At 64.1% G+C, this 19,186-nt stretch carries 18 protein-coding genes and 1 pseudogene; 7 read left to right on the top strand and 12 right to left on the bottom strand.

Features of this window, described 5'->3' with window-relative positions; translation table 11 throughout:
- Positions 1–60 precede the first annotated feature (60 nt).
- On the bottom strand, positions 61–1,017 hold the full coding sequence (locus tag AQ12_RS07220; protein ID WP_048439210.1) for a hypothetical protein: 957 nt from the start codon (positions 1,015–1,017) through the stop codon (positions 61–63).
- 56 nt (positions 1,018–1,073) lie between these two features.
- Here AQ12_RS07220 and AQ12_RS07225 point away from each other — a divergent pair, with 56 nt between their 5' ends.
- Positions 1,074–1,871, top strand: a complete 798-nt coding sequence (locus AQ12_RS07225) for an alpha/beta fold hydrolase (protein WP_048439233.1) — start codon at positions 1,074–1,076, stop codon at positions 1,869–1,871.
- A gap of 80 nt (positions 1,872–1,951) precedes the next feature.
- Here the strand turns inward: AQ12_RS07225 and AQ12_RS07230 are convergent, their stop codons facing one another.
- Positions 1,952–3,211 carry a D-alanyl-D-alanine carboxypeptidase family protein gene (locus AQ12_RS07230; RefSeq protein WP_048439211.1) on the bottom strand — a complete coding sequence of 420 codons (1,260 nt, stop codon included), beginning with the start codon at positions 3,209–3,211 and terminating at the stop codon, positions 1,952–1,954.
- Between the two features lie 17 nt (positions 3,212–3,228).
- Complete coding sequence (locus AQ12_RS07235) at positions 3,229–3,801, bottom strand: OsmC family protein (protein ID WP_048439212.1); 573 nt, start codon at positions 3,799–3,801, stop codon at positions 3,229–3,231.
- A gap of 133 nt (positions 3,802–3,934) precedes the next feature.
- On the opposite strand from AQ12_RS07235, the gene AQ12_RS07240 reads away from it, so the two are divergent.
- Positions 3,935–5,452, top strand: a complete 1,518-nt coding sequence (locus AQ12_RS07240; RefSeq protein WP_161798996.1) for a winged helix-turn-helix domain-containing protein — start codon at positions 3,935–3,937, stop codon at positions 5,450–5,452.
- A gap of 27 nt (positions 5,453–5,479) precedes the next feature.
- On the opposite strand, the gene AQ12_RS22685 is transcribed toward AQ12_RS07240, so the two are convergent.
- Genes AQ12_RS22685 through AQ12_RS07260 form a run of 4 tightly spaced genes read right to left on the bottom strand, consistent with a single transcriptional unit; the run spans position 5,480 to position 7,352 of the window.
- The gene (locus AQ12_RS22685) at positions 5,480–5,977 is read right to left on the bottom strand and encodes a hypothetical protein (RefSeq protein ID WP_152682715.1); all 498 of its coding nucleotides are present in this window, start codon (positions 5,975–5,977) and stop codon (positions 5,480–5,482) included.
- Positions 5,978–6,024: 47 nt separating this feature from the next.
- Positions 6,025–6,234, bottom strand: coding sequence for a DUF4287 domain-containing protein (locus AQ12_RS07250; RefSeq protein WP_048439234.1), 210 nt, complete (start codon positions 6,232–6,234; stop codon positions 6,025–6,027).
- Positions 6,235–6,241: 7 nt separating this feature from the next.
- Complete coding sequence (locus AQ12_RS07255; RefSeq protein ID WP_048439215.1) at positions 6,242–6,658, bottom strand: VOC family protein; 417 nt, start codon at positions 6,656–6,658, stop codon at positions 6,242–6,244.
- Between the two features lie 22 nt (positions 6,659–6,680).
- Positions 6,681–7,352, bottom strand: coding sequence for a GntR family transcriptional regulator (locus AQ12_RS07260; protein WP_048439216.1), 672 nt, complete (start codon positions 7,350–7,352; stop codon positions 6,681–6,683).
- A gap of 155 nt (positions 7,353–7,507) precedes the next feature.
- Here AQ12_RS07260 and AQ12_RS07265 point away from each other — a divergent pair, with 155 nt between their 5' ends.
- The 3 genes from AQ12_RS07265 to AQ12_RS07275 are packed head-to-tail and all read left to right on the top strand — an operon-like array spanning position 7,508 to position 10,081.
- Positions 7,508–8,389: an NAD(P)-binding domain-containing protein gene (locus AQ12_RS07265; protein ID WP_082151449.1), complete on the top strand. Its 882-nt coding sequence runs from the start codon at positions 7,508–7,510 to the stop codon at positions 8,387–8,389.
- 33 nt (positions 8,390–8,422) lie between these two features.
- Positions 8,423–9,391 carry a tripartite tricarboxylate transporter substrate binding protein gene (locus AQ12_RS07270; protein WP_048439218.1) on the top strand — a complete coding sequence of 323 codons (969 nt, stop codon included), beginning with the start codon at positions 8,423–8,425 and terminating at the stop codon, positions 9,389–9,391.
- Between the two features lie 15 nt (positions 9,392–9,406).
- A complete protein-coding gene (locus AQ12_RS07275; RefSeq protein WP_048439219.1) occupies positions 9,407–10,081 on the top strand; it encodes an RraA family protein in 675 nt (224 codons plus the stop codon).
- Positions 10,082–10,098: 17 nt separating this feature from the next.
- Here AQ12_RS07275 and AQ12_RS07280 read toward each other — a convergent pair whose 3' ends face one another.
- From AQ12_RS07280 to AQ12_RS07290, 3 genes are all read right to left on the bottom strand, one after another.
- Positions 10,099–11,247 carry a DUF1501 domain-containing protein gene (locus tag AQ12_RS07280; RefSeq protein ID WP_048439235.1) on the bottom strand — a complete coding sequence of 383 codons (1,149 nt, stop codon included), beginning with the start codon at positions 11,245–11,247 and terminating at the stop codon, positions 10,099–10,101.
- 26 nt (positions 11,248–11,273) lie between these two features.
- Positions 11,274–12,620: a DUF1800 family protein gene (locus AQ12_RS07285; RefSeq protein WP_048439220.1), complete on the bottom strand. Its 1,347-nt coding sequence runs from the start codon at positions 12,618–12,620 to the stop codon at positions 11,274–11,276.
- Positions 12,621–12,780: 160 nt separating this feature from the next.
- The gene (locus AQ12_RS07290) at positions 12,781–15,894 is read right to left on the bottom strand and encodes a PAS-domain containing protein (RefSeq protein WP_161798997.1); all 3,114 of its coding nucleotides are present in this window, start codon (positions 15,892–15,894) and stop codon (positions 12,781–12,783) included.
- Between the two features lie 142 nt (positions 15,895–16,036).
- Between AQ12_RS07290 and AQ12_RS07295 the strand changes: the two are divergent.
- Both AQ12_RS07295 and AQ12_RS07300 read left to right on the top strand, forming a co-directional pair.
- A pseudogene (locus AQ12_RS07295) lies at positions 16,037–16,534 on the top strand (PIN domain-containing protein); the annotation flags it as partial.
- Between the two features lie 32 nt (positions 16,535–16,566).
- Positions 16,567–17,244, top strand: a complete 678-nt coding sequence (locus AQ12_RS07300) for a nitroreductase (protein WP_048439222.1) — start codon at positions 16,567–16,569, stop codon at positions 17,242–17,244.
- 94 nt (positions 17,245–17,338) lie between these two features.
- Here AQ12_RS07300 and AQ12_RS07305 read toward each other — a convergent pair whose 3' ends face one another.
- Both AQ12_RS07305 and AQ12_RS07310 read right to left on the bottom strand, forming a co-directional pair.
- Positions 17,339–18,487, bottom strand: coding sequence for a mandelate racemase/muconate lactonizing enzyme family protein (locus AQ12_RS07305; RefSeq protein ID WP_048439223.1), 1,149 nt, complete (start codon positions 18,485–18,487; stop codon positions 17,339–17,341).
- The coding region (locus AQ12_RS07310; protein ID WP_048439224.1) for a GMC family oxidoreductase at positions 18,487–19,186 on the bottom strand (700 nt) is incomplete at its 5' end. The genes AQ12_RS07310 and AQ12_RS07305, both read right to left, overlap by 1 nt.

Here is a 19,186-nt window from a genome sequence, read left to right on the forward strand (position 1 = left end):
ATCGTCTCAGTCAGATGCGATCGAAGTCCTGCGCCAGCGCGGGCTACACCTGCAGGAGCGTCATGCGTCCCCGCGCGACACCAGGTAGGCCCCGACTGCGGCCTTCAATCGGTCCGTGCCGCTGGCAAACCGCAGCGCATCACCGCTGTGGTCCAGATCACGTCGCGGGTCGTAGTCGCAGTCATGAAGAATGTGGTGGCGCATGCCGTACTGCCGCCCCTCCATCGCACCGTGCCACAGATGCAGCACGCGGTTGTCGGCCAGGCCAAGCCCCGGCAATGCCGGCAGGCAACGCCGCGCCCAGGCGCGGATATCGGCCTGGTGGCCGGGTGCCAGCGGGCGATGGTGAAAGTGCTCGTCCAGTCGCCCCAGCGCTGCCGCAACCAGCACCTGGTCGCCGCCCCCGACGATATTGCCGTCGTACAACTCGAAGCCCGGCAGTGACTCCAGGCGCAGCGCGATGGACATGCCGGGGATTCCGGCAACCGGGGTGACCGTGGGCGCCATCGCGCGCACCAGGTCCGAACGGGCGTCGAACAGGGCGCTGCCCTGCGCCATGGCACTGGCGATGGAAGGCAGGCTGCGCTCGGGGGTCACTGCCGCCAGTTGCGCGATGTCCAGCGCGCCAGGCGGCAGTGGCGGCAGATAGTCCACGCGCGAAAACGTCTGGACCAGCGGGCATTGCTTCAGCTGCGCCGAGACGCGCGCCGACCAGCCCGGCTCGGCGAACACCGCATCGGCGTCAATGAGCACGACATCGCGCGCAAGCGAATGAGCGCGGATGTTTGCCAGCCCCTGATTGAGCAGGCGTTCTTTCTGCCACAGCAGGTCTCCGCCCTCGATGCGGATCAGCCGATCGGCGTCGCCAGACGCCAGCTCGAAATGGCCGTCGCGCGCCCATTCGACCGTGACCAGCGGGATATCGAGATTGCGCCGAAAGACGTGGTAATTGCGCCGCCGGCGCTCCACGCCAAAGGGGTTGTAGTAGACCGTCAGGGCAACAAGCGGGGCCATCATCGGCCCGATTGTCGGGCACGTCCAACGCGATGCACCGGGCCAGTTACGATGCCGCAATGACCCAACCTGCCCCCTTCCATCGCAGCGCCGGACACGGTCGGCGCGTCGTTTGCTTTCACTCCAACGCAAGCCACGCGGGCCAATGGCGGGCATTGACGGATCGGCTTTCTTCGCGCTTTGAAGTCGTGGCGGTGGATAGTTACGGGGCGGGTAAATCACCCGAGTTCACGTCGCCCGGACCTTTGCAGCTGGCCGATGAAGTGAACCTGGTTGCGCCTCTGCTCGAATCCGATGCTGGCCAGGTGTTCCTGGTCGGGCATTCGTACGGCGCGGCAGTGGCGCTCAAGGCAGCGCTCATGCACCCGCACCGTGTCGCCGGGTTGGCGCTGTATGAACCCACGGTGTTCTCACTGGTGCTGGCGTCTGGCGAACCCGCTCGCGTGAATGGCATCCGGGATGCAGTCGCCGGCGCCGAGGCTGCGCTCGTCCAGGGCAATACAGACGCTGCGTCCAGGGCCTTCATCGATTTCTGGATGGGCGATGGCGCGTGGGCGCAGACACCCGTCGAACGCAAGCCCGCCATCGAGCGATCCATCCGGCACGTGGGGCGCTGGGGTCACACGCTCACGACCGAGCCGGCGAGCCTGCAGGACTGTGCCGCGTCCATCACCATGCCGGTGCTGTACATGACGGGCGATGCATCGCCGGATTCATCATTGGCCGTGGCAGATCTGCTGGTGCCGGCCTTGCCTCATGCACGGCATTTGCGGTTTCCCGCGCTGGGGCACATGGGGCCGATCACGCATCCTGAAGAGGTGAACGCGGCGATTGAGGAATTTTTGGTGGGGGTTTAAGTGGTGTGGGGGCGCTATCGCAGCCTGCCCTCACCCCTGCCCTCTCCCGATCGGGAGAGGGAGTAAATCCCGTTCGCCAGTTACTTGCCGAACAAGCGCGTCACGTGCTGCCACATCCGCAGCATGAAGCCGGCGCGTTCCACATCAGCCTGGGCAACCAGCGGCGCTTCGGCCACCGGCTGGCCGTTCGAGGTCGCGACCACCTTGCCGATGACGGCCCCCTTGGCTACCGGCGCCTGCAGATCAGGCTGGAGCTGCACCGACGTCTGCACTTGCTGGCCGCGCGGCACGGTCAGGGTCCACGGCGATGCCAGGCCTGCGGCCACCGTGTCGGCCTTGCCGAAGCTCACCTTGGCCGCACCGACCGACGTATTCGGCTGGATCGGCGTGGCCTTTTCGAAGTTGCCAAAGCCCCATGCCAGCAAGGTGCGCGTCTGGTCGGCACGTGCATTGGCACTGTTGGTGTTGAGGATGACCGTGATCAGGCGCATGCCGTTGCGCTTGGACGAAGTGACCAGGCAGTAGCCCGCCTCTTCGGTGTGGCCGGTCTTCAGGCCGTCGACCGTCGGGTCGGTGTAGAGCAAGGCGTTGCGGTTGCCCTGCTTGATGTTGTTGTACTTGAAGTCCCGCTCCGCATAGATCGCGTAGTAGTCGGAGCTGTCGCGAATGATGGCGCGCGCCAGGATGGCGAGGTCGCGCGCGGATGATTTGTGCTCAGGGTGCGGCAGCCCGGTCGCGTTCACGAAATTCGTGTGCGTCATGCCCAGCCGCTTGGCCTCGGCATTCATCAGTTTGGCAAAGCCTTCTTCGGAGCCGGCCATGTGCTCGGCAATCGCCTTGGACGCGTCGTTGCCCGACTGGATGATGATGCCGCGCAGGATGTCGATGACCGTCGCCTGGCCGTTGAGCGGCAGGTACATGCACGACTCGGTGCTGGAGCCCCGGCACCAGGCGTTCTGGCTGGTGGTGACCAGGTCGTCTTTCTTGAGCTTGCCCGAGCGCAGCGCCTGCTCGACGATGAAGCTGGTCATCATCTTGGTCAGCGATGCAGGCGGCAGCGCCTCATCGGGGTTGGCCGAAGCCAGGATCTGGCCGGAGTCGAAATCCATGAGCAGCCAGGCCTTGGCGGCCAGCGCGGGCGCACCGCCAGTCACAGCGGTCTGCCCGGCGGCGGGCGCGGGGGCCGGGGCCGCCGCTGTTGCCTTGCGGACGGCTGCGCGCTTGGCATCGTGCTGCGCCGCCATGGCAGACCCCGAGCCGGAGATCAGGGTGCCCGCGGCGATAGCGGCTGCGAGCAAAAGGTTGGACGAAAGTTTTCGGGGGATGAGATTGATTGACATCCCCCGATTGTGGGCGATCAGGCGTGGCCGATAAGCTCGACAGTGGCAATTGCGGCTGTGAAAGTCGTCCGGACCGGCGGCGGCGCCTTCAGGGTTTGCTGAACCACACAGCTGCGCTCGGCGGCAACGTTGAGCTTTTCCAGAAGTTCAACCGGTGTGCCCTCTTTGGCGGTGTAGCGAACCTCGCAGGTGATCGACTGGAAGCCCACGGGCACGCTCGCGTCCATGCCCAGCGCGCCGCGCACATCGGCACCCGCGTTGACCGTCACCTCCAGATGGGTGAGTTCCACGCCCAGCAGGTTGGCGACCATGCGAAATGATGAGTCCTGGCACGCGGCCAACGCAGCGCAAAGCAAGTCACCCGGCGTTGCGGCGTCGTGCAACCCACCGACTGCGGCATGCGTGCCGATGGGCACGAGCTGGCCGCTGCCGATCATGGGTTCCACCCGCAGGTGAAACGGATCGGATGGCGTGTCGCCGCAGGTACGCGCATGGTCCGTGATCAGGGCCTGCGCCGGGGATTCCCTGTAGCTGGCACGCAGGGGCTTTTGCGCGATGTAAACGGTCGGTTGCAGGGCGTTAGCGGGCATGATGCGCTCCAGGGTAAAAATTGAGAGACAGGTTTGCGGATGCAGGCTTGACTGTCCTTCAGGAGCGCGGCTTGAGTCTTTGGCGTTTTCTGAAGAATTCCTGTTTTTTCTGAAAACACTGCCAGGAGTCCGTGTGCCAGAGTCGTTGCGATTTGACCGTTTCGAGCTGAAACCTTCCGAGCGAATCCTGCTCGTCGACGGCACACCGGCCGCCCTCGGCTCGCGCGCCTTCGACCTGCTGCTATGCCTTGTCAACCATCACGACCGCGTGCTGACCAAGAGCGAAGTGCTGGAGCATGTGTGGCCGGGCCAGGTGGTCGAAGAGAACAACCTCTCGGTGCATGTGTCCACGCTGCGCAAGGTGCTGGGCGCGTCGGCCATTGCCACTGTGTCGGGGCGCGGCTACCGCTTCACGCTGCCGCTACGCCCTACCGATACGCAATCCCCTGAGCCCGCGCCGACCGGACCCACTGAGCACCCCACCATCGCAGTGCTGCCCCTGGGCGTGCTGTCGGACGACTCACGGGTTGCGTACTTCGCGCAGGGGCTGGTGGAAGACGTCACAGCCCTGCTCGCCCGCGTGCCCGGCTTCATCGTCATTGCGCATGCTTCGACCGGCTCGTTTCGCGATCAGCAGACGCCGATCCGCGATGTGGCACGCGAGCTGGGCGTGCGATTTCTGGTGCAGGGCAGCGTGCGCCCCAAGGCCGACTCGCTGCGCATCTCGCTGCAACTGGTTGAGGCCGCGTCCGCGCGAATCCTGTGGAGCGCGCAGTTCGACAGCCAGCCGGGCGAGACCGGCGACGCGCAGGAGACCATCGCGCGCGGCATCATCAGCGAGCTGGAGCCCGAACTCACCCGAGCCGAGATCGCGCACATCCGCCGTCAGCGCCCGGACAACCTCAATGCCTGGGCGCACTACCACGAGGCCGTGGGCGCGCTGGCTGCCCGGGGCTGGAGCGCCGAGGGCATCACCACCGCGCGCAACGAACTCAAACGCAGCACCAGCCGCGACCCGAACTTCGGCCTTGGCCACAGCCAGTACGCGCTGCTGACGATCCTGGAGGCCAACATCGGCATGGTGCCCAACACGCCTGACCTGCGCGCCGATGTGATCGCATCGGCCAACGCGGCGATCAAGCTGGATGACGGCAGCTCCGAGGTGCTGGGTTATGCAGGATGCGCGCTGTGCGACCTGGGGGATTTCGAGCGCGGCATAGCGACGCTGCAACGTGCGCTGGAACTGAATCCAAGCAATGCGCAGGCGCACGTCGCGATGGGTGCAGCACTGGCGCTCAACGGCAAGCTCGATGAGGGAATCGAGCGGCTGCGCTACGGCATGAAGATCAGCCCGCGCGACCGGCGCCTGGGGTTCTGGGGCTGGTTGCTGGGCTGCTTTTTGCTGCGGCAGGATCGCGTTGAAGAAGCACTGGCGCAAGTACGCCAGTCAAGCCGCGTCGACCCGCGATTCCACCTGTCGTATGTGCTGCAGGCCGCGTGCCTGGATCGGCTGGGCTCGCAGCAGGATGCGCTAGCGGCGTTGCGTACAGCGCGCGAGCGCCGCAAGGAGCTGACGATCGATGAGATCGCGCTGACGCACGGGCGCAGGATTGGGGGGAGGTTGGGGGTGCTTTGGGAGCGGGCTGGGTGACTGCTGGGGCACCAGGCCTGCGGCACCTTATGAATATCCGACCAGAAGCAGCAGTACGGCTGCAACAAGATTGTTGAGCGCGTGGACCAGCGCCGCTGCAGTGAAAGCCACCGGCACTGATGAAGGCCGCCACGCCAGATACGCGCACGCGTAAACAAAAAACGCCCATGCGCTGGTGAAGAACCAGATGGGGCTGGCGATTGCATGCAGCAAGCCGGCGATCACGCCAGCGATCACCGCGATCAGCAACTTGTTCAGCCTGAAGAACGCGCAGGCCTCGATCAAGAGCGCGAGAAGCAATGTCTCAACCAATGGCGCGAAAAGAATCGACTGAAAGGCGGAAGCCAGGCTGACGCCGGGATGGGCACCCAATCCAAAAGCCTGCCCAACACCAAGAGCATGCGCAATGAGATGAGCCAGACCACCAACGGCAAGCGCCGGCAGCACCGCCATTGGCCAGAGCAACAGGATGTGTCGCCACAAGGGGGGCGACTGCTCGAAGAGGACTTTCTTGATTGGCTGCATCAACCCATCGAGCCCACGGTCACAGAAATTTCGCAAACGATCTCGCCCTAGCGCCTGGCCAGGTGATAAGCCACCAGCGCATTGGCATGCCCATGCCCCATTCCGTGCTCGGTCTTGAGCAGGCCCACCAGTTCCATGTGCTTCAAGTCGCCCGCCCCTTGCAGGACCTTGAACCAATGCTCGACGGGTTGACCGTACTTCTTTTCGATGGAGGGAAAGTAGGACGCCGGACCCGTGACCTTCTCTTGCGATTTCATCATCACCTCAGGTGTTGTTGGCAGACGCCATTGCCGCAGGGTTCATCCAGACCGTGGCCCACAGATGGCCGTCGGGGTCAGCGAGGTCGCGCGAGTACATGTTGCCCAGGTCCTCGGGCGGGTTCGCGTCGGCCTGTCCGCCGTGCGCCGCAGCGGCGCTGTTCATCGCATCGACTGCTTGCCTGCTGTCCATTGCCAGCGAGAGCATATGGCCGCTCGTGCCCGATGGAGGGAACGGCCGCTGCGTGAAGCTGCGCCACTTCGCGTGCGTGATCAGCATGACCTGGATGGATTCGCTCCACGCCATGCACGCGGCCGTGTCGTCACTCAACTGCGGGTTGTGCGTGAAGCCCAGGGCTGTGTAGAAGGCGGTTGAGGCCGGGAGGTTGCTGACGGGGAGGCTGATGAAGATGGTTTTGGGCATGGCTTATCCAATGGTTCGGGATCTACGTGGTTCCTGCCGATACGACGATCGCGGACCGCCGGGATTCACTTCGATGTCGCATGAATCGCAGGTATGACAGGCGCAAGTGAAGATGCATCACCTGCCGTGCGAGTTCGCCGTCACCGGCAGCGGCCGCAAGCGTCAGGTCCTCGTGATGCTGCAGGCTCTGCTTCAATTCGGCAGGTGTGGCCAGATAGAACGACCGGGTGATGATCGGCATGTCGATCATCGTTTCGATGATGGTCCGCAGCCTCGGTGCGCCGCACGCGTCGATCAGCGCATGGTGGAAGTCCTTGTTGGCACCCTGGATCGCATCGACGTCGCGCTGGCGTATTGCGCCGGCCATCTTCCTGTTGCTGGTTCGCAGGCGACTGACGAGATCATCGCCACCGCGCGCCGCTGCCAGGCTGGCTGCGTAAGGCTCAAGCAGCATCCGCAGCTGGAATGTTTCCTCGATATCGAATTCGCTCCACTGTGCAACGTGGATGCCCTGCCCTGCGGTATCGGTTGCCAACCCATCGTCGACGAGCCGCTTCAATGCCGCGCGCACGGGCGTGCGGCTGAGCTCCAGCTCGCGCGCCAACGGCTCCTCCTTCAACTGCGCGCCCGGCTTGTAATGCCCCCCTACCAGGCGTTGGCGAATGATTCCGTACGCCTTGTCGCTGTCCCTCATCGTGTGTTCCCCTGGAATTGCCAGATTTTAGGACGGGTATGGAAATGTTCTAGTTTTGTTTTCCATCGCGCAGTACAAACCCTATGCAACCCGAAAATTCTTTGCTATTTTGTTTTTTATTTGTATTATTTGTCCTGGACTTCTGTGAGCGATCCATGAAATTGGCTTTAATTGGCGGCGGGATGGTGGGACAGTGCTACGCGCAGGCATTCGCTGCCAGCGGTGCACAGATATGCGGCATCGCCGACGCCCACCCGCCAGAAGTCCTGTACATGCTGGCACGGGCGCTCGGCACGCCGGTCCACACCACGGGCGGCGCTTGGTTGGCCGATGCCGATGTGGTGGTCAGCGCCGTCTTTGGTGCGGCAGCGCGCGAGGTCGCGACTGCGGCGCTGGGTCAAATGCGCGCCGGCGCCCTGTTTGTCGACATGACAACGGCCGACCCCGAGGACATGGTGCGGGCCAACAACCAGGCCATTGCTTCCGGCCATCACTTCGTGGACGTCGCGATCACGGGCGCCGTCAACATCCATGGCGCGAAGACGCCACTGCTTTGCGCAGGCGAGCGGGCGGGCGAGGTCGCCACGCTGTACCGCAGCATCGGTTCCCCCATTCAAATTGTCGGCGCCCGCCCCGGCGATGCGGCTTCCCTGAAGCTGCTGCGCAGCATCTTCACCAAGGGCCTGGAGGCGCTGTCGGTGGAGTGCCTCACCACGGCAGAAAGGCGTGGGCTGCGCTCCCAGTTGCACGACATTCTTTCCGACGTGGACAAGGGCTCGCTGCGCGCGCAGATGGAATCCATGGTCTGCACGCACATCGAACACTCGGCGCGACGCCGCAAGGAAGTGGCCGAAGCACAGCGGCAAATGCGCATGGCCGGGATCGACCCATTGGTGCTGCCGGCTGTCGAATCGCTGTTCGAGCGCACGGCCACTCGCCAGGCTTGCATGCCGTACCAGGGCAAGAGCATTGAAGCCGCGCTGCAGTGGCTTCTCGATGCGTCCGCGCAACCGGCCGGCGCGCCTGCAAACGCCTGACATCACCCCGTTTTTTACTCAGGAGACAAGTTCATGAAGTTTTTCCGGCAAATTGCCATCGCCCTCGCGGCCAGCGTGTGCGCGTTCGGCGCTGCGTCACAGACCTATCCCGACAGGCCGATCCGCATCGTCGTGCCATTCCCGGCTGGCGGCGGCACCGACTCCCTCACACGGCTCATCGCCAACGCGGCCACCACCAAGTACGGCTGGACCGTTGTCGTCGAAAACAAGCCCGGTGCCGGCGGAAACCTTGCACTGGACACAGTCGCAAAAGCCAAGCCCGACGGCTATACGCTTGTCATGGCGCAGACGGACAACGCTGTCCTCAACCCGCTGCTGTACAGCAAGCTGCCCTATGACCCGATCAAGGACTTCGAGCCCATCGGAACAATCGCGCGCGGTGCCGCCGTGCTTGTGGTCAAGGCCGACTCGCCATACAAGTCGCTTGCCGACATCGTTGCCGCGGCCAAGGCCAAACCGGGTGTGCTGACGTTTGCTTCGCCGGGCACCGGCACGGTGGCACACCTCATCGAGCAACTGTGGGAAGGCGCTTCCGGTATCAAGCTCACCCACGTGCCGTATCGCGGCGTGGCGCAGGCGCTGCCCGACCTGATCGGCGGCCAGGTCGACATGTACATGGGCTCGGTGCCGACCATGCAAAGCCACATCGAAGGCGGCAAGGTCCGCGCGCTCGGCGTGACATCCGGCCAGCGCTCTAGCGTGCTCAAGACGGTGCCGACCTACACCGAAGCCGGCATCAAGGGCGTGGAGCTGGCCAGCGTGTGGGGACTCATGGCTCCTGCGGGCACCCCAAAGACCGTCATCGACAAGTGGAACGCCGCCATCAATGAGCTGGTCGTCCAGGCCGACGTGCGCCAGAAGATCCTGGACAGTGGTGGCGAAATCATCGCCGGCACGCCAAGGCAGATGGCCGAGCAGTACGCCGCAGACCGCAACAAGCTTGCGCCTGTCGTCCAGAAAGCCAACATCAAACTCGACTGAAGCAGACACATCCCCATGAACAACGGACTTCGAATCCTCAAGCGGCAACGTGCCGTCGACCTGGCGCTCGCGCGCGAATTTCTCGACGTTCCGGTGGCGAACGTGAGCGACTGCATGGCGCGGATGACAGCCGGCGGTGCACGCCTTCGCCCGATGCACTCGGGTGGTCGTATGGCCGGCCCCGCGCTGACGATCAAGACACGCCCCGGCGACAACCTGATGATCCACAAGGCGCTGCAACTCGCCAGGCCAGGTGACGTCATCGTGGTTGACGGAGGCGGTGACCTCACCAATTCGCTGATCGGTGAGATCATGATCGGCGACGCCATCCGCCAGCAGCTTGGCGGCGTGGTGATCGATGGCGCGATACGCGACGCCGACTGGATCGCGGCATCTCCCTTCCCGGTCTTTGCGGCCGGTGTCACACACCGTGGGCCCTACAAGGACGGCCCAGGCGAAATCAATGTGCCCATCGCCATCGATGGCATGGTCATTGAGCCGGGCGATCTGGTCATCGGGGACGGAGACGGGATTCTTTGCGTGCCGTTCGACGATGTCGCAAGCCTGCTGGAGATGGCGCGCAAGAAGCAGGATGTCGAAGCGAAGATGGTCGCGGATATCGCTTCAGGAACATTCGACCGTTCGTGGGTCGACGCCACCCTCACGCGGCTGAACTGCTACATCGAATAGCCGGCACCTCACAAGCGCTACGCCCGCAGCAGCCTTGGCACTGCCTTGCCCCGCCCCCCATCCGGAAACAGTGCACGCGCCGTTCGCTCCGGCTCCAGCCGGAAGGTCTCCGCGCACGCTGCAGCGATCAGCGTATCCAGCCCCAGCGTGGGCTTGAGGTCACGGCCTTCAAACAGGTTGCCCGGCCCAAGGCCAGGCCAGTCGGAGATGACCCGCCCGCCCTGCACCGCCCCGCCGAGCAGCATGGCAGCGGACGCCGTGCCGTGGTCCGTGCCGCCGGTGCCATTGGCTGCAGCGGTTCGTCCGAACTCCGTCGCGACCAGGACGACCGTGTCTGCCCATGCAGCGCCCATGCCGTCGCGCAGCGCGCCGATCAGGCCGTCGAGCCCGCGCAGTTCCCTTGCGAGGCGCGCGTTCTGTCCGCTGTGCGTATCCCAGCCGCCTGTTTCGATCATCGCGATGCGCGGTCCGTCGGCGCGAGCCAGAAAGCCCGCCGCCATGCGACCGATCGCGGCGCCATCCTGCCGTCTTGCGCCGCCGCCCATGCTCTCGCCGGCCATGCCGCGTGCCTCCAGCGCCGAGTTCCACAACGGATGCAGCTGGCGATCGGTCGCATACAACTGCTGCACCCGCATGAGCAGGTCCTCGTTGGCTTCGGGCAAGGCTGACTGCGCATAGGTCGTGACCGCGACTGCGCCCTGCATCGTCAGGGGCACAGCGGCCGAGAACGCAATGGCTTGCCTGCCGTCCCGTGGCAGCAAGGCAAGCAGGCGATTCATCCAGCCATCCTTCAACTGGTAGGGCGCCCTGCCGCCCGTCTCCAGCACGTTCTGGGCATCGAAGTGCGATCTGTCGCGATAGGGCGACGCGACCGCGTGCACGAAGCTGGCTTGCCCTGCCGCGTAAAGCTCACGCAGCTTTGGCAATGCCGGATGCAGCGCAAAGGTGCCGTCCAGTTTCAATGCAGTGGCCGCATCGATCGCCAGCGCGCCACGCAGGCTGGCGTAAGCGGGTTCGGCATAGGGGATCACGGTATTGAGGCCATCCGCCGCGCCGCGCTGCATGATGAAAATGAAACGCCGCTCGGTGGCTGCCTGCGCAAACAGCACCTGCGGAGCGGCCAGCAATGTCGCAGCGCCCAGAAAACTGCGTCGATCCATGTTCATCGTGTTCACCATCGCCAGCGTCATCGTTACCGCCTCAGGAATTCTGGTGAAACCAGCAACAGCGCAAGCGCCGTGCCGCCGCTGTCAGCACGGGCAATTGCAGTTGCCGTGGCTTCGCTCAACGCGCCAGGCAACACCCGGGGTGCCAGCGCACGGGCTTCCACCGCATCGCCCGCCTCTTGTGCGAGGCGCTGCGCAACTTCGACGCGCCGCATCAGCGCATCGGGTGCGGCCCACGTGGCTGCGATGTCGTTGTAGCCCGCAGGCGAGCCAGGCCGCCACACAGGCTGGCCCAGCTGGGTCATCAGGTTGGCGGCCTGGGTCGGCGCCATCTCGCTGCGTCCGGTGGCGCGCAGGCTAGAAACCGACCAGTCCCACGGCGACTTGAACTTCACGCCATCCGGCCGCCACGCCTGGTCCGACGCGATCAGTTCGCGATAGACGCTCGCGAGGTCACCGCCGGTGCGCGCAAACGTGTCTGCCAGCCGCTGCACCAGCGCCTGAGGCGGATCGTCCGCGACGAAGTGGCGTGCCAGCTTGCGTGCGATGGAAAGCGCGGTGGCCGGTGCAGCCGCCAGGTCGTGGATCACCGCGCGCGCTTGGCCCTCGCCGCCTTCGGGATAGGTCTTTCCAAGAATGGTGCGAGCGCCGGGCTCGTGCAGTGCAGGAACGAAGCGGAAGCTTGCCGCGCCTGCGTCTGCGCGTGCCGCGTCTCCCGGCAAGGTCCATCCGGTCAGGGCGCGTGCGAACTCTTTCACGTCGTCCTGGGTGTAGCCGCTGCGCACACCAAGCGTGTGCAATTCCAGGATCTCGCGCGCAAGGTTTTCGTTCAGACCGCGGCCGCGTGCGCCCACTGTGCTGGACGGTCCTGCCGATTGCGCCTGGTCAAGGTACAGCAGCATGGCCGGGTGCCGCAAGGCCGCCAGCAAAAGGTCTTCGAACCGGCCCAGCACGTTGGGTCGAATCGCATCGGCCTCGAAGCTTCCCGCAAGTGCGACGATCAGCAGCTTGTCCACCGAGACAGCGAAGTGGTTGGACCAGAAGTGCACCAGCCGCTCGATGAAAGGCGTTGGCGTCTGCAGCGCGCTGGTCATGCGTGCGCCGATCGCCGCCTGGTAGTCCCTGCGGCCATCGCGCAGGTAGGCCTCGCGAATGCCGCTGCGCAGGTCCTGCGGCGCCTGCCGCACCGAGCGCTGCATGTTGTTCCAGACTTCGACCAGCGCCGATGTGCGAGCCTGCGAACGCCACGGCGCCGGTAGTGGGTCATACGCATCGAATTGGGTAAGCAGCCAGCGCTGCGGGTCGGCCGGCGGCGCATCGGAGGGCCGCGCGCCAAGGCCGAAGCGATTGAAGGCGATTGCTGGGGCACTCATGCAGATATTGTGAATCGTGCGATGGCGATTGGGGGTTTTGGGAGTGTTTCGGGGAGGTAAATGCGGGATGGGGAGTTGCGGGGCTGGGTCTGGCCGGAAGCAGACATCCAAGGGGCTGTACGTAACGTCTGAAGCGGCCCCGAGACGAATGTCGCCGATCTCAGCTGTCGAGCCTCGGCGTCACCGCTATCTTGAAGCGTTCGAAAGCGCCCGCCAGCGCGATAGCCCCGTCGCCAAGATCCTGGAGGCTGCGGTCCGGCGCCGACGATTCAATATCCACAGCGAGTTCCCGGAGGCGGTTCGCGGCGACGGTTCCTGCGCTCCCCACGAGCTTGTGCGCAACTTGACGGACCAATTCCCTGTCCCCGCTACGGACATGAGACACCAGCAAAGCGGTGTCTCTTTCAGTGGTCTCCAGGAATATTGCCAGGACCTTGCGTGCAAGCTCATCATCGAAATCACATCGCTCGTCAAACTCAGCAGCGTCAAACTCAGCAGCGTCAAACTCTGCGGCGTCAATAGCTCTCGCAGGATGCACATCCTGATCTGGCGGTAGCCAACGATCCAGGACCTCGCGCATCCTCGCAATGTCCACGGGCTTGGAGATCATTGCGTTCATGCCGGCCTGCGCGCATCGCGCTGCCCCCCTCTCCGGCGTTGCTCCGGTAAGAGCGACAATCCCGCCCTGGAACCCGAGTTCGCGCAGGCGGGTCGCCGCCGCGTACCCATCCATGCCCGGCATCTCGCAATCCATCAAAACAAGAGACGCATTCAAGGCCATCGCGCGCTCGACCGCGCCTGCGCCATCGCCAGCTGTCTCGACCCTGCGCACTCCCAATCGGGTGAGAAGCTCGCAGGCGACGAAGCGATTGACCTCATTGTCGTCCGCCACGAGAACTACACCTGAATCGCGGGCAATGTGAATCAGCACGCCCTCTGACGCGTCTGACCCCGCACCGTCGCAATCCGCGGTTGGCTCGAACGGCAATTTCAGGACAAAGGTACTGCCCCTTCCCAGTTCACTGGTGACTGTGATGTCCCCACCCATGAGCCGCGCAAGGTCGCGCGAGATTGCCAGCCCCAGCCCGGTTCCACCAAATCTGCCGGCAGTCGTCGAGTCGGCTTGCTGGAAACGCTGGAACAGTGCATCCACAGTCACTTCGCTCATGCCCATGCCGTGATCCTTGATTTCAGTGACAAGCACATCACCTTGCTCGCAGGAGACGGTGAGGCTCACCGTTCCCTTGCCCGTGAATTTGACGGCGTTGGATAGCAGGTTTTGCAGGATCTGCCGAAGCCGGAATCCGTCCAGCTTCACAAAACGGGGAACATCGCCCGCTCGGGCGAGGATGAACTCCAACCCCTTCTCCTCGCACCGCGCACGAAATACCGTCTCGAGTTCGTCAAGCAGGGCACCATGGTCAAAGGGTGCGGCCACGACATCCAGCTTGCCCGCCTCCAGTTTGCTGTCGTCGAGCAATTCGTTGATCAACTGCAGCAACGATTGCGCGCTACCCTGAGCCATCTGTGCGTAGCGGGTGATGCTCGCTGCGTCGGCGCTGTTGCAAATCAGGCGCAGCAGCGTCAGGACACCGTGAAGCGGCGTCCGCATTTCGTGGCTGACTGTCGCGACGAATTCACTCTTTGCCTGGTTGGAGCGTTCCGCTGCTGCCTTCGCCCGTTGGAGTTCACTCTCCATGGTCTTGCGCAGGGTGATGTCGGTGTTCGTGCCTGTCACTCGCAGGGCGCGCCCGGAAGCATCCCGTTCGACGACCCGCCCTTGCACCAGGAACCAGACCTCATCGCCGGAAGGCGCCACGATTCTGTGTTCGCTGGTGAAGCGGCTTGCTTCGCCCCTTAGCGCAGAAAGCCACGCATTTCTAACAGCTTTCCGCTCTTGTTCAGGAATGCGCGCAACCAGTGTGGCCATCAATGTTTCGACAGGAGCGGGCGACTGCCCCATCAGCTCGGACCATCGCTCGGAAAGATAAAGTATGTCTGCGCCGACGTCGTAATCCCAGAGAACGACGCGCGATGCCTCGAGGGCGCGGTTTTGTCGTTCCTCGCTCCGACGCAGTGCATCGCGCATGCGCGCTTCTGCGGTCACATCCATGTATGTCGTTACGAATCCGCCGCCAGGAAGCGGTGCACCGCGAATGTCCAGCACTCGCCCGCCGGGCCGGGTCCGGTGAAATGCGTGGGCAATGGGTTGACGCGCACGGCTGACGATGGCCTGAAACGAAGCGTCGGCGTCCGGGCCGTATTCCCCACGATCCGCGTTGTATCGGATGATCGTCTGGAAGTCAGGTCTGCCGTCCTTATAGATCGACTGCAAGTCAAGCAGCCGCCTGAATTCGGTGTTGTCGATCAACATGCGCAGCGACTGGTCGAATGCGCTCACGCCGCACGGCAGGTTGTCGACAATGGCCGAGAGCAGTTCTTTAGCCGAGGACAGGCCGGTCTCGCGTTCATGCAGGTCCGTGATGTCCTGGAGCGTGCCGACCAGTCGCCGCGCCTGTCCGTCTTCGAACTCGACATGTCCGACGGAACGTACCCAGATCTGCGAACCATCCGGGCGACGCATGGGCAACTGCAGGTCCCAGCCCTTGCCGTGCTTGAGCGCGGCCGTAGCTGCGGCGTCGATCAACTGGTTGGACGCGTCGTCGAAAAAGCGGCGGTGTCCGTCGAACCGAGGCTCGTAGTTCATGGGCACGCCGTGCAGCGTGTGCATCCCTGCCGTCCATGTCAATGTGCGATCCTGCATGTCGCTGATCCAGCCGCCAACTCGGGCCAGTGTCTCGGCGCGATTCAACATTGCATTGCTGCTGGCGAGCCTCTCGTTTTTGGCGCTGCGTGCAACCATGACGTCGCGCGCCAAGGCGCTAAGCTCCGTCAGTTGCATACGCTGCGACTCCGTCAGCGACCTGGGCTCCCGGGCAATCACACATACGGTTCCGACGGCCAAACCGTCTGGCATACGCACGGGCGCGCCGGCGTAAAACCGAATGTTGGGAGAGCCGACCACAAGGGGGTTCGCCGCGAATCGCGGGTCCTGCTGCGCATCCTCCACCACGAACACGCCATCACCGGCGATCGCCTTGTCGCAAAAAGCAATTGACCTGGGAGTTTCAGTGACACCCTCGAGGCCCCAGTTCGCCTTGAACCACTGGCGGTCGGCATCCACGAGACTCACAAGCGCAATGGGCGTGTCGCACACGATTGACGCAAGCCTTGCAATCCTGTCAAAGACGGCTTCCGCCGGTGTGTCGAGCACCCCGAGGGACCTCAGTGTGCGAATGCGCGCCAACTCGCCTGTCACAGGGAGTCTCCTGTCTTGGTGGACTGATTCAGTCCCAAATCCGTACTGCTGAGTCCATCTTACATGGGGCCGACTCAGGCGACACTTTGTTGGCGCGAGCCAACCGCGCGTTGGCATTGGCATCGCCAGCGCCATGCAGGCGAAGGGCGCAGATGCGCGCTACATACGAGTGTCCGCCGTTGGGCGCAACGCACTTGACTTTCACATGGTCTACTACCTGGGCCAATTGACTGCATCCGAACCGGACGCTTTCTATCATGTGATCACGGCTGACAAGGGGATGGATCCGCTCATGCAGCATATGCAGGCAGCAGGTCTTCATGTCTCGCGTCATGAGAACGTTTACGACATCCCGATCGTGAAGATGCCCGGAGCAGCACCGGATGAGGATAAGTTGTCGACGATCATGGCGTATTTGCTTGCGCGTGGAAGCCAGCGCCCCGCCTCCGCAAAAACCTTGTTGGGCTCGGCCAGCGCGTTGTTCCAACCGCGACTGGATGAAGCGAAGACTCAGGCTTTGCTCGACCAGTTAGAGAGCCAGGGCTTATTCGTTCGCAACGGAAGTAAAGTGATTTACAGCTTTCCCAGCGATTGAAGTCCGGGGTTCATCATTTCCAAAGGCTCAACATGCAATTCGACGACGTCATCCTCGGCCGCCGCAGCATCCGCGGCTACAAACCAGACCCGGTTCCGCGGGCGCTGATCGAGGAGATCATTGCGCTGGCGATGCGCGCCCCGTCGTCCATGAACACCCAGCCCTGGAACTTCTACGTCGTCACCGGCGATGCGCTCAACCGCATTCGCGCAGGCAACACCGAACGCATGATCGCAGGCGTCCCCCAGTCGCGTGAGTTCCGCACCGGCGAGGCCTTTGGCGGACAGCACCGCGAGCGGCAGATCGGTGTCGCCAAACAATTGTTCTCGGCAATGGGGATCGCGCGGGACGACGCCGCCATGCGCCAGGATTGGGTCATGCGGGGCTTTCGCCAGTTCGACGCGCCGGTTTGCGTCATCGTCACTTATGACCGCGTGCTCGCCAGCAGCGACGATACGGCCTTCGACTGCGGCGCTGTCTCCACCGCGCTCGTCAATGCCGCCTGGTCGCGGGGCCTGGGTTGCGTCATCAACAGCCAGGGAATCATGCAGTCGCCGGTGGTGCGCGAGCACGCTGGCATTGCTGCAGACCAGGTGATCATGAAGAGCATCGCGCTCGGCTGGCCGGACGAGACCTTCCCGGCCAACGCGGTGGTGTCCGAACGCAAGAGCGTCAGCGAGGCCTGCGTTTTCGTGGGCTTTCCTGAGTAGGCACGTCCTAAGCGTTTGAAGGCGATGGCTGGGGCATCGCTGGTCCGTCATGACGAGAATGATGCGGGGCTTTTCGTTCGTGTCCTTGCTCCCTTCAAAGTTCGGTGGCCAGCACTGTCTTTTCCGCGACCTGGTAGCGGCGCAGTGCACTCAGTTGCGGTTGCGCGCCAAGGCCGGGGGTTTCCTGCAGCACGATCGCGCCGTTGCGCACCGGAGGCAGTTCGCCCGCGAGCAGTTCGCGCAACGGGTTCGGGTTGGCGTCGACTTCGGCGTAGCCTTCGCCACCCAGCGCCGCCTTCAGGTGATAGGTCGCGAGCAGGCCGATACCGCCGCCCAGCCAGTGAGGACACAGCCACGCAGACGCGGCGGCTGCGGCTTTGCCAAGCGGCGCGCAACCGCTGTAGCCGCCCCACTTGGCCACATCCGGCTGCAGCACCTTCAACACACCCGCGTCCAGGTACCGGCCAAAGTCATCCCCCCTGAGGTTTTCGCCGGCCGCCAGCGCAATCGCGCATGACTTCGCCAGGCGCTGCCACTCGTGCAGGGGACGGTCGGCCGCGATCGGCTCCTCCAGCCAGCCCAGCCGGAAGTGCGCCATGCGCCCGGCCATATCGATGGCCTGCTCAACGTCCCACGCCTGGTTTGCGTCGGCCATCAGAGTGGCCGAGTCGCCCAGCGTGGCGCGCATGGCGGCCAGGTTGGCCAGGTCACGCTCGGCGCCAAAGCCCACCTTGAGCTTGAACGACGTGTGGCCCTCTTGTGCTTTCGCGGCGGCAAGGCGCTCGGGCGAAGTTGGATTCAATCCGGACGCATAGACCTTGACGTTGGGCGATGCCCCGCCCAGCATGCGCCAAAGGGGCAGACCGGCCCGTCGCGCGGCCAGGTCCCACATCGCGATGTCGAATCCGGCAAGCGCCTGTGCGATCGGACCGGGCTCACCCGACTGCACCGCAAGGATGTGCAGCGCGCCCGACAGTTCGAGATGGCACTGCGCCGGTGAACTCCACCTGCGTGCCAATGCAAGCGCAGCGACGGTCTCTGCCACCAGTCGCGCGCGATGCTCCGCACCCACGGTCGGAAAATTGCACCAAACTTCGCCCAGGCCTTCATGGCCCGCGTCGTCCGCGATCCGGATCACGACTGCCGCGCGATCCCTCAGGATGCCGAATGACGTCTGTACCGGCACCTCGATGGGCACGCGATACACGCAAACCGAAACAGAGCGAAGCCCGATGCTGTCCATCACACCCCCTGAGTGACTGCCTGCAGGACCATCGCGGCTCCCTTCTCGCCGATCATGATGGTCGGGGCGTTGATGTTGGCCGAGGTCATGCGCGGCATGACAGAGGCGTCGATCACACGCAGGTTCGACACGCCATTCACACGAAGCTGCGGCGTGACCACGGCGCGGGCGTCGGTGCCCATGCGGCAAGTTCCGTTCGGATGAAACACCGTACTGCCGTGCTCACAGGCAAACCGCAAGAGGTCCGCCTGCGTCTTGTGCGATGCGTCCGGTAGCACCGCGGCCTCGACCAGGCCGCGAAACGCAGGCTGGTCGTAGATCTCCCGGAGCATGCGGATGCCGTCGGCAATGGTCTTGCGATCGATCTCCTGACTGAGGTAGTTGGCCTGTATGCGTGGCGGCGCAAACGGGTCGGCTGACGTGACTTCCACTGAGCCGCGCGAGTCGGGGCGGCACTGGCAGGCCGTCGCCGTGAAGCCGGAGAAGCGATGCAAAGGCTCGCCTGGCTTGTCCACGGACAGCGGCATGATGGAGAACTGCACGTCGGCGCGATCGTCGCGTGCGTATTGCGTGCGCGCGAACCCGCCCACCTGGCCCGCGCCCACGGTCAGCGGCCCCCGGTTGAAGAGCATCCACTCAAGTCCCATGGCCGCGAGCCGCAGCGGGTTGCGGATGTGGTTGTTGAGCGACTGCGGCTCG

The sequence above is a fragment of the Caenimonas sp. SL110 genome (assembly GCF_001044395.1).
Taxonomy (GTDB): Bacteria; Pseudomonadota; Gammaproteobacteria; order Burkholderiales; family Burkholderiaceae_C; genus Ramlibacter.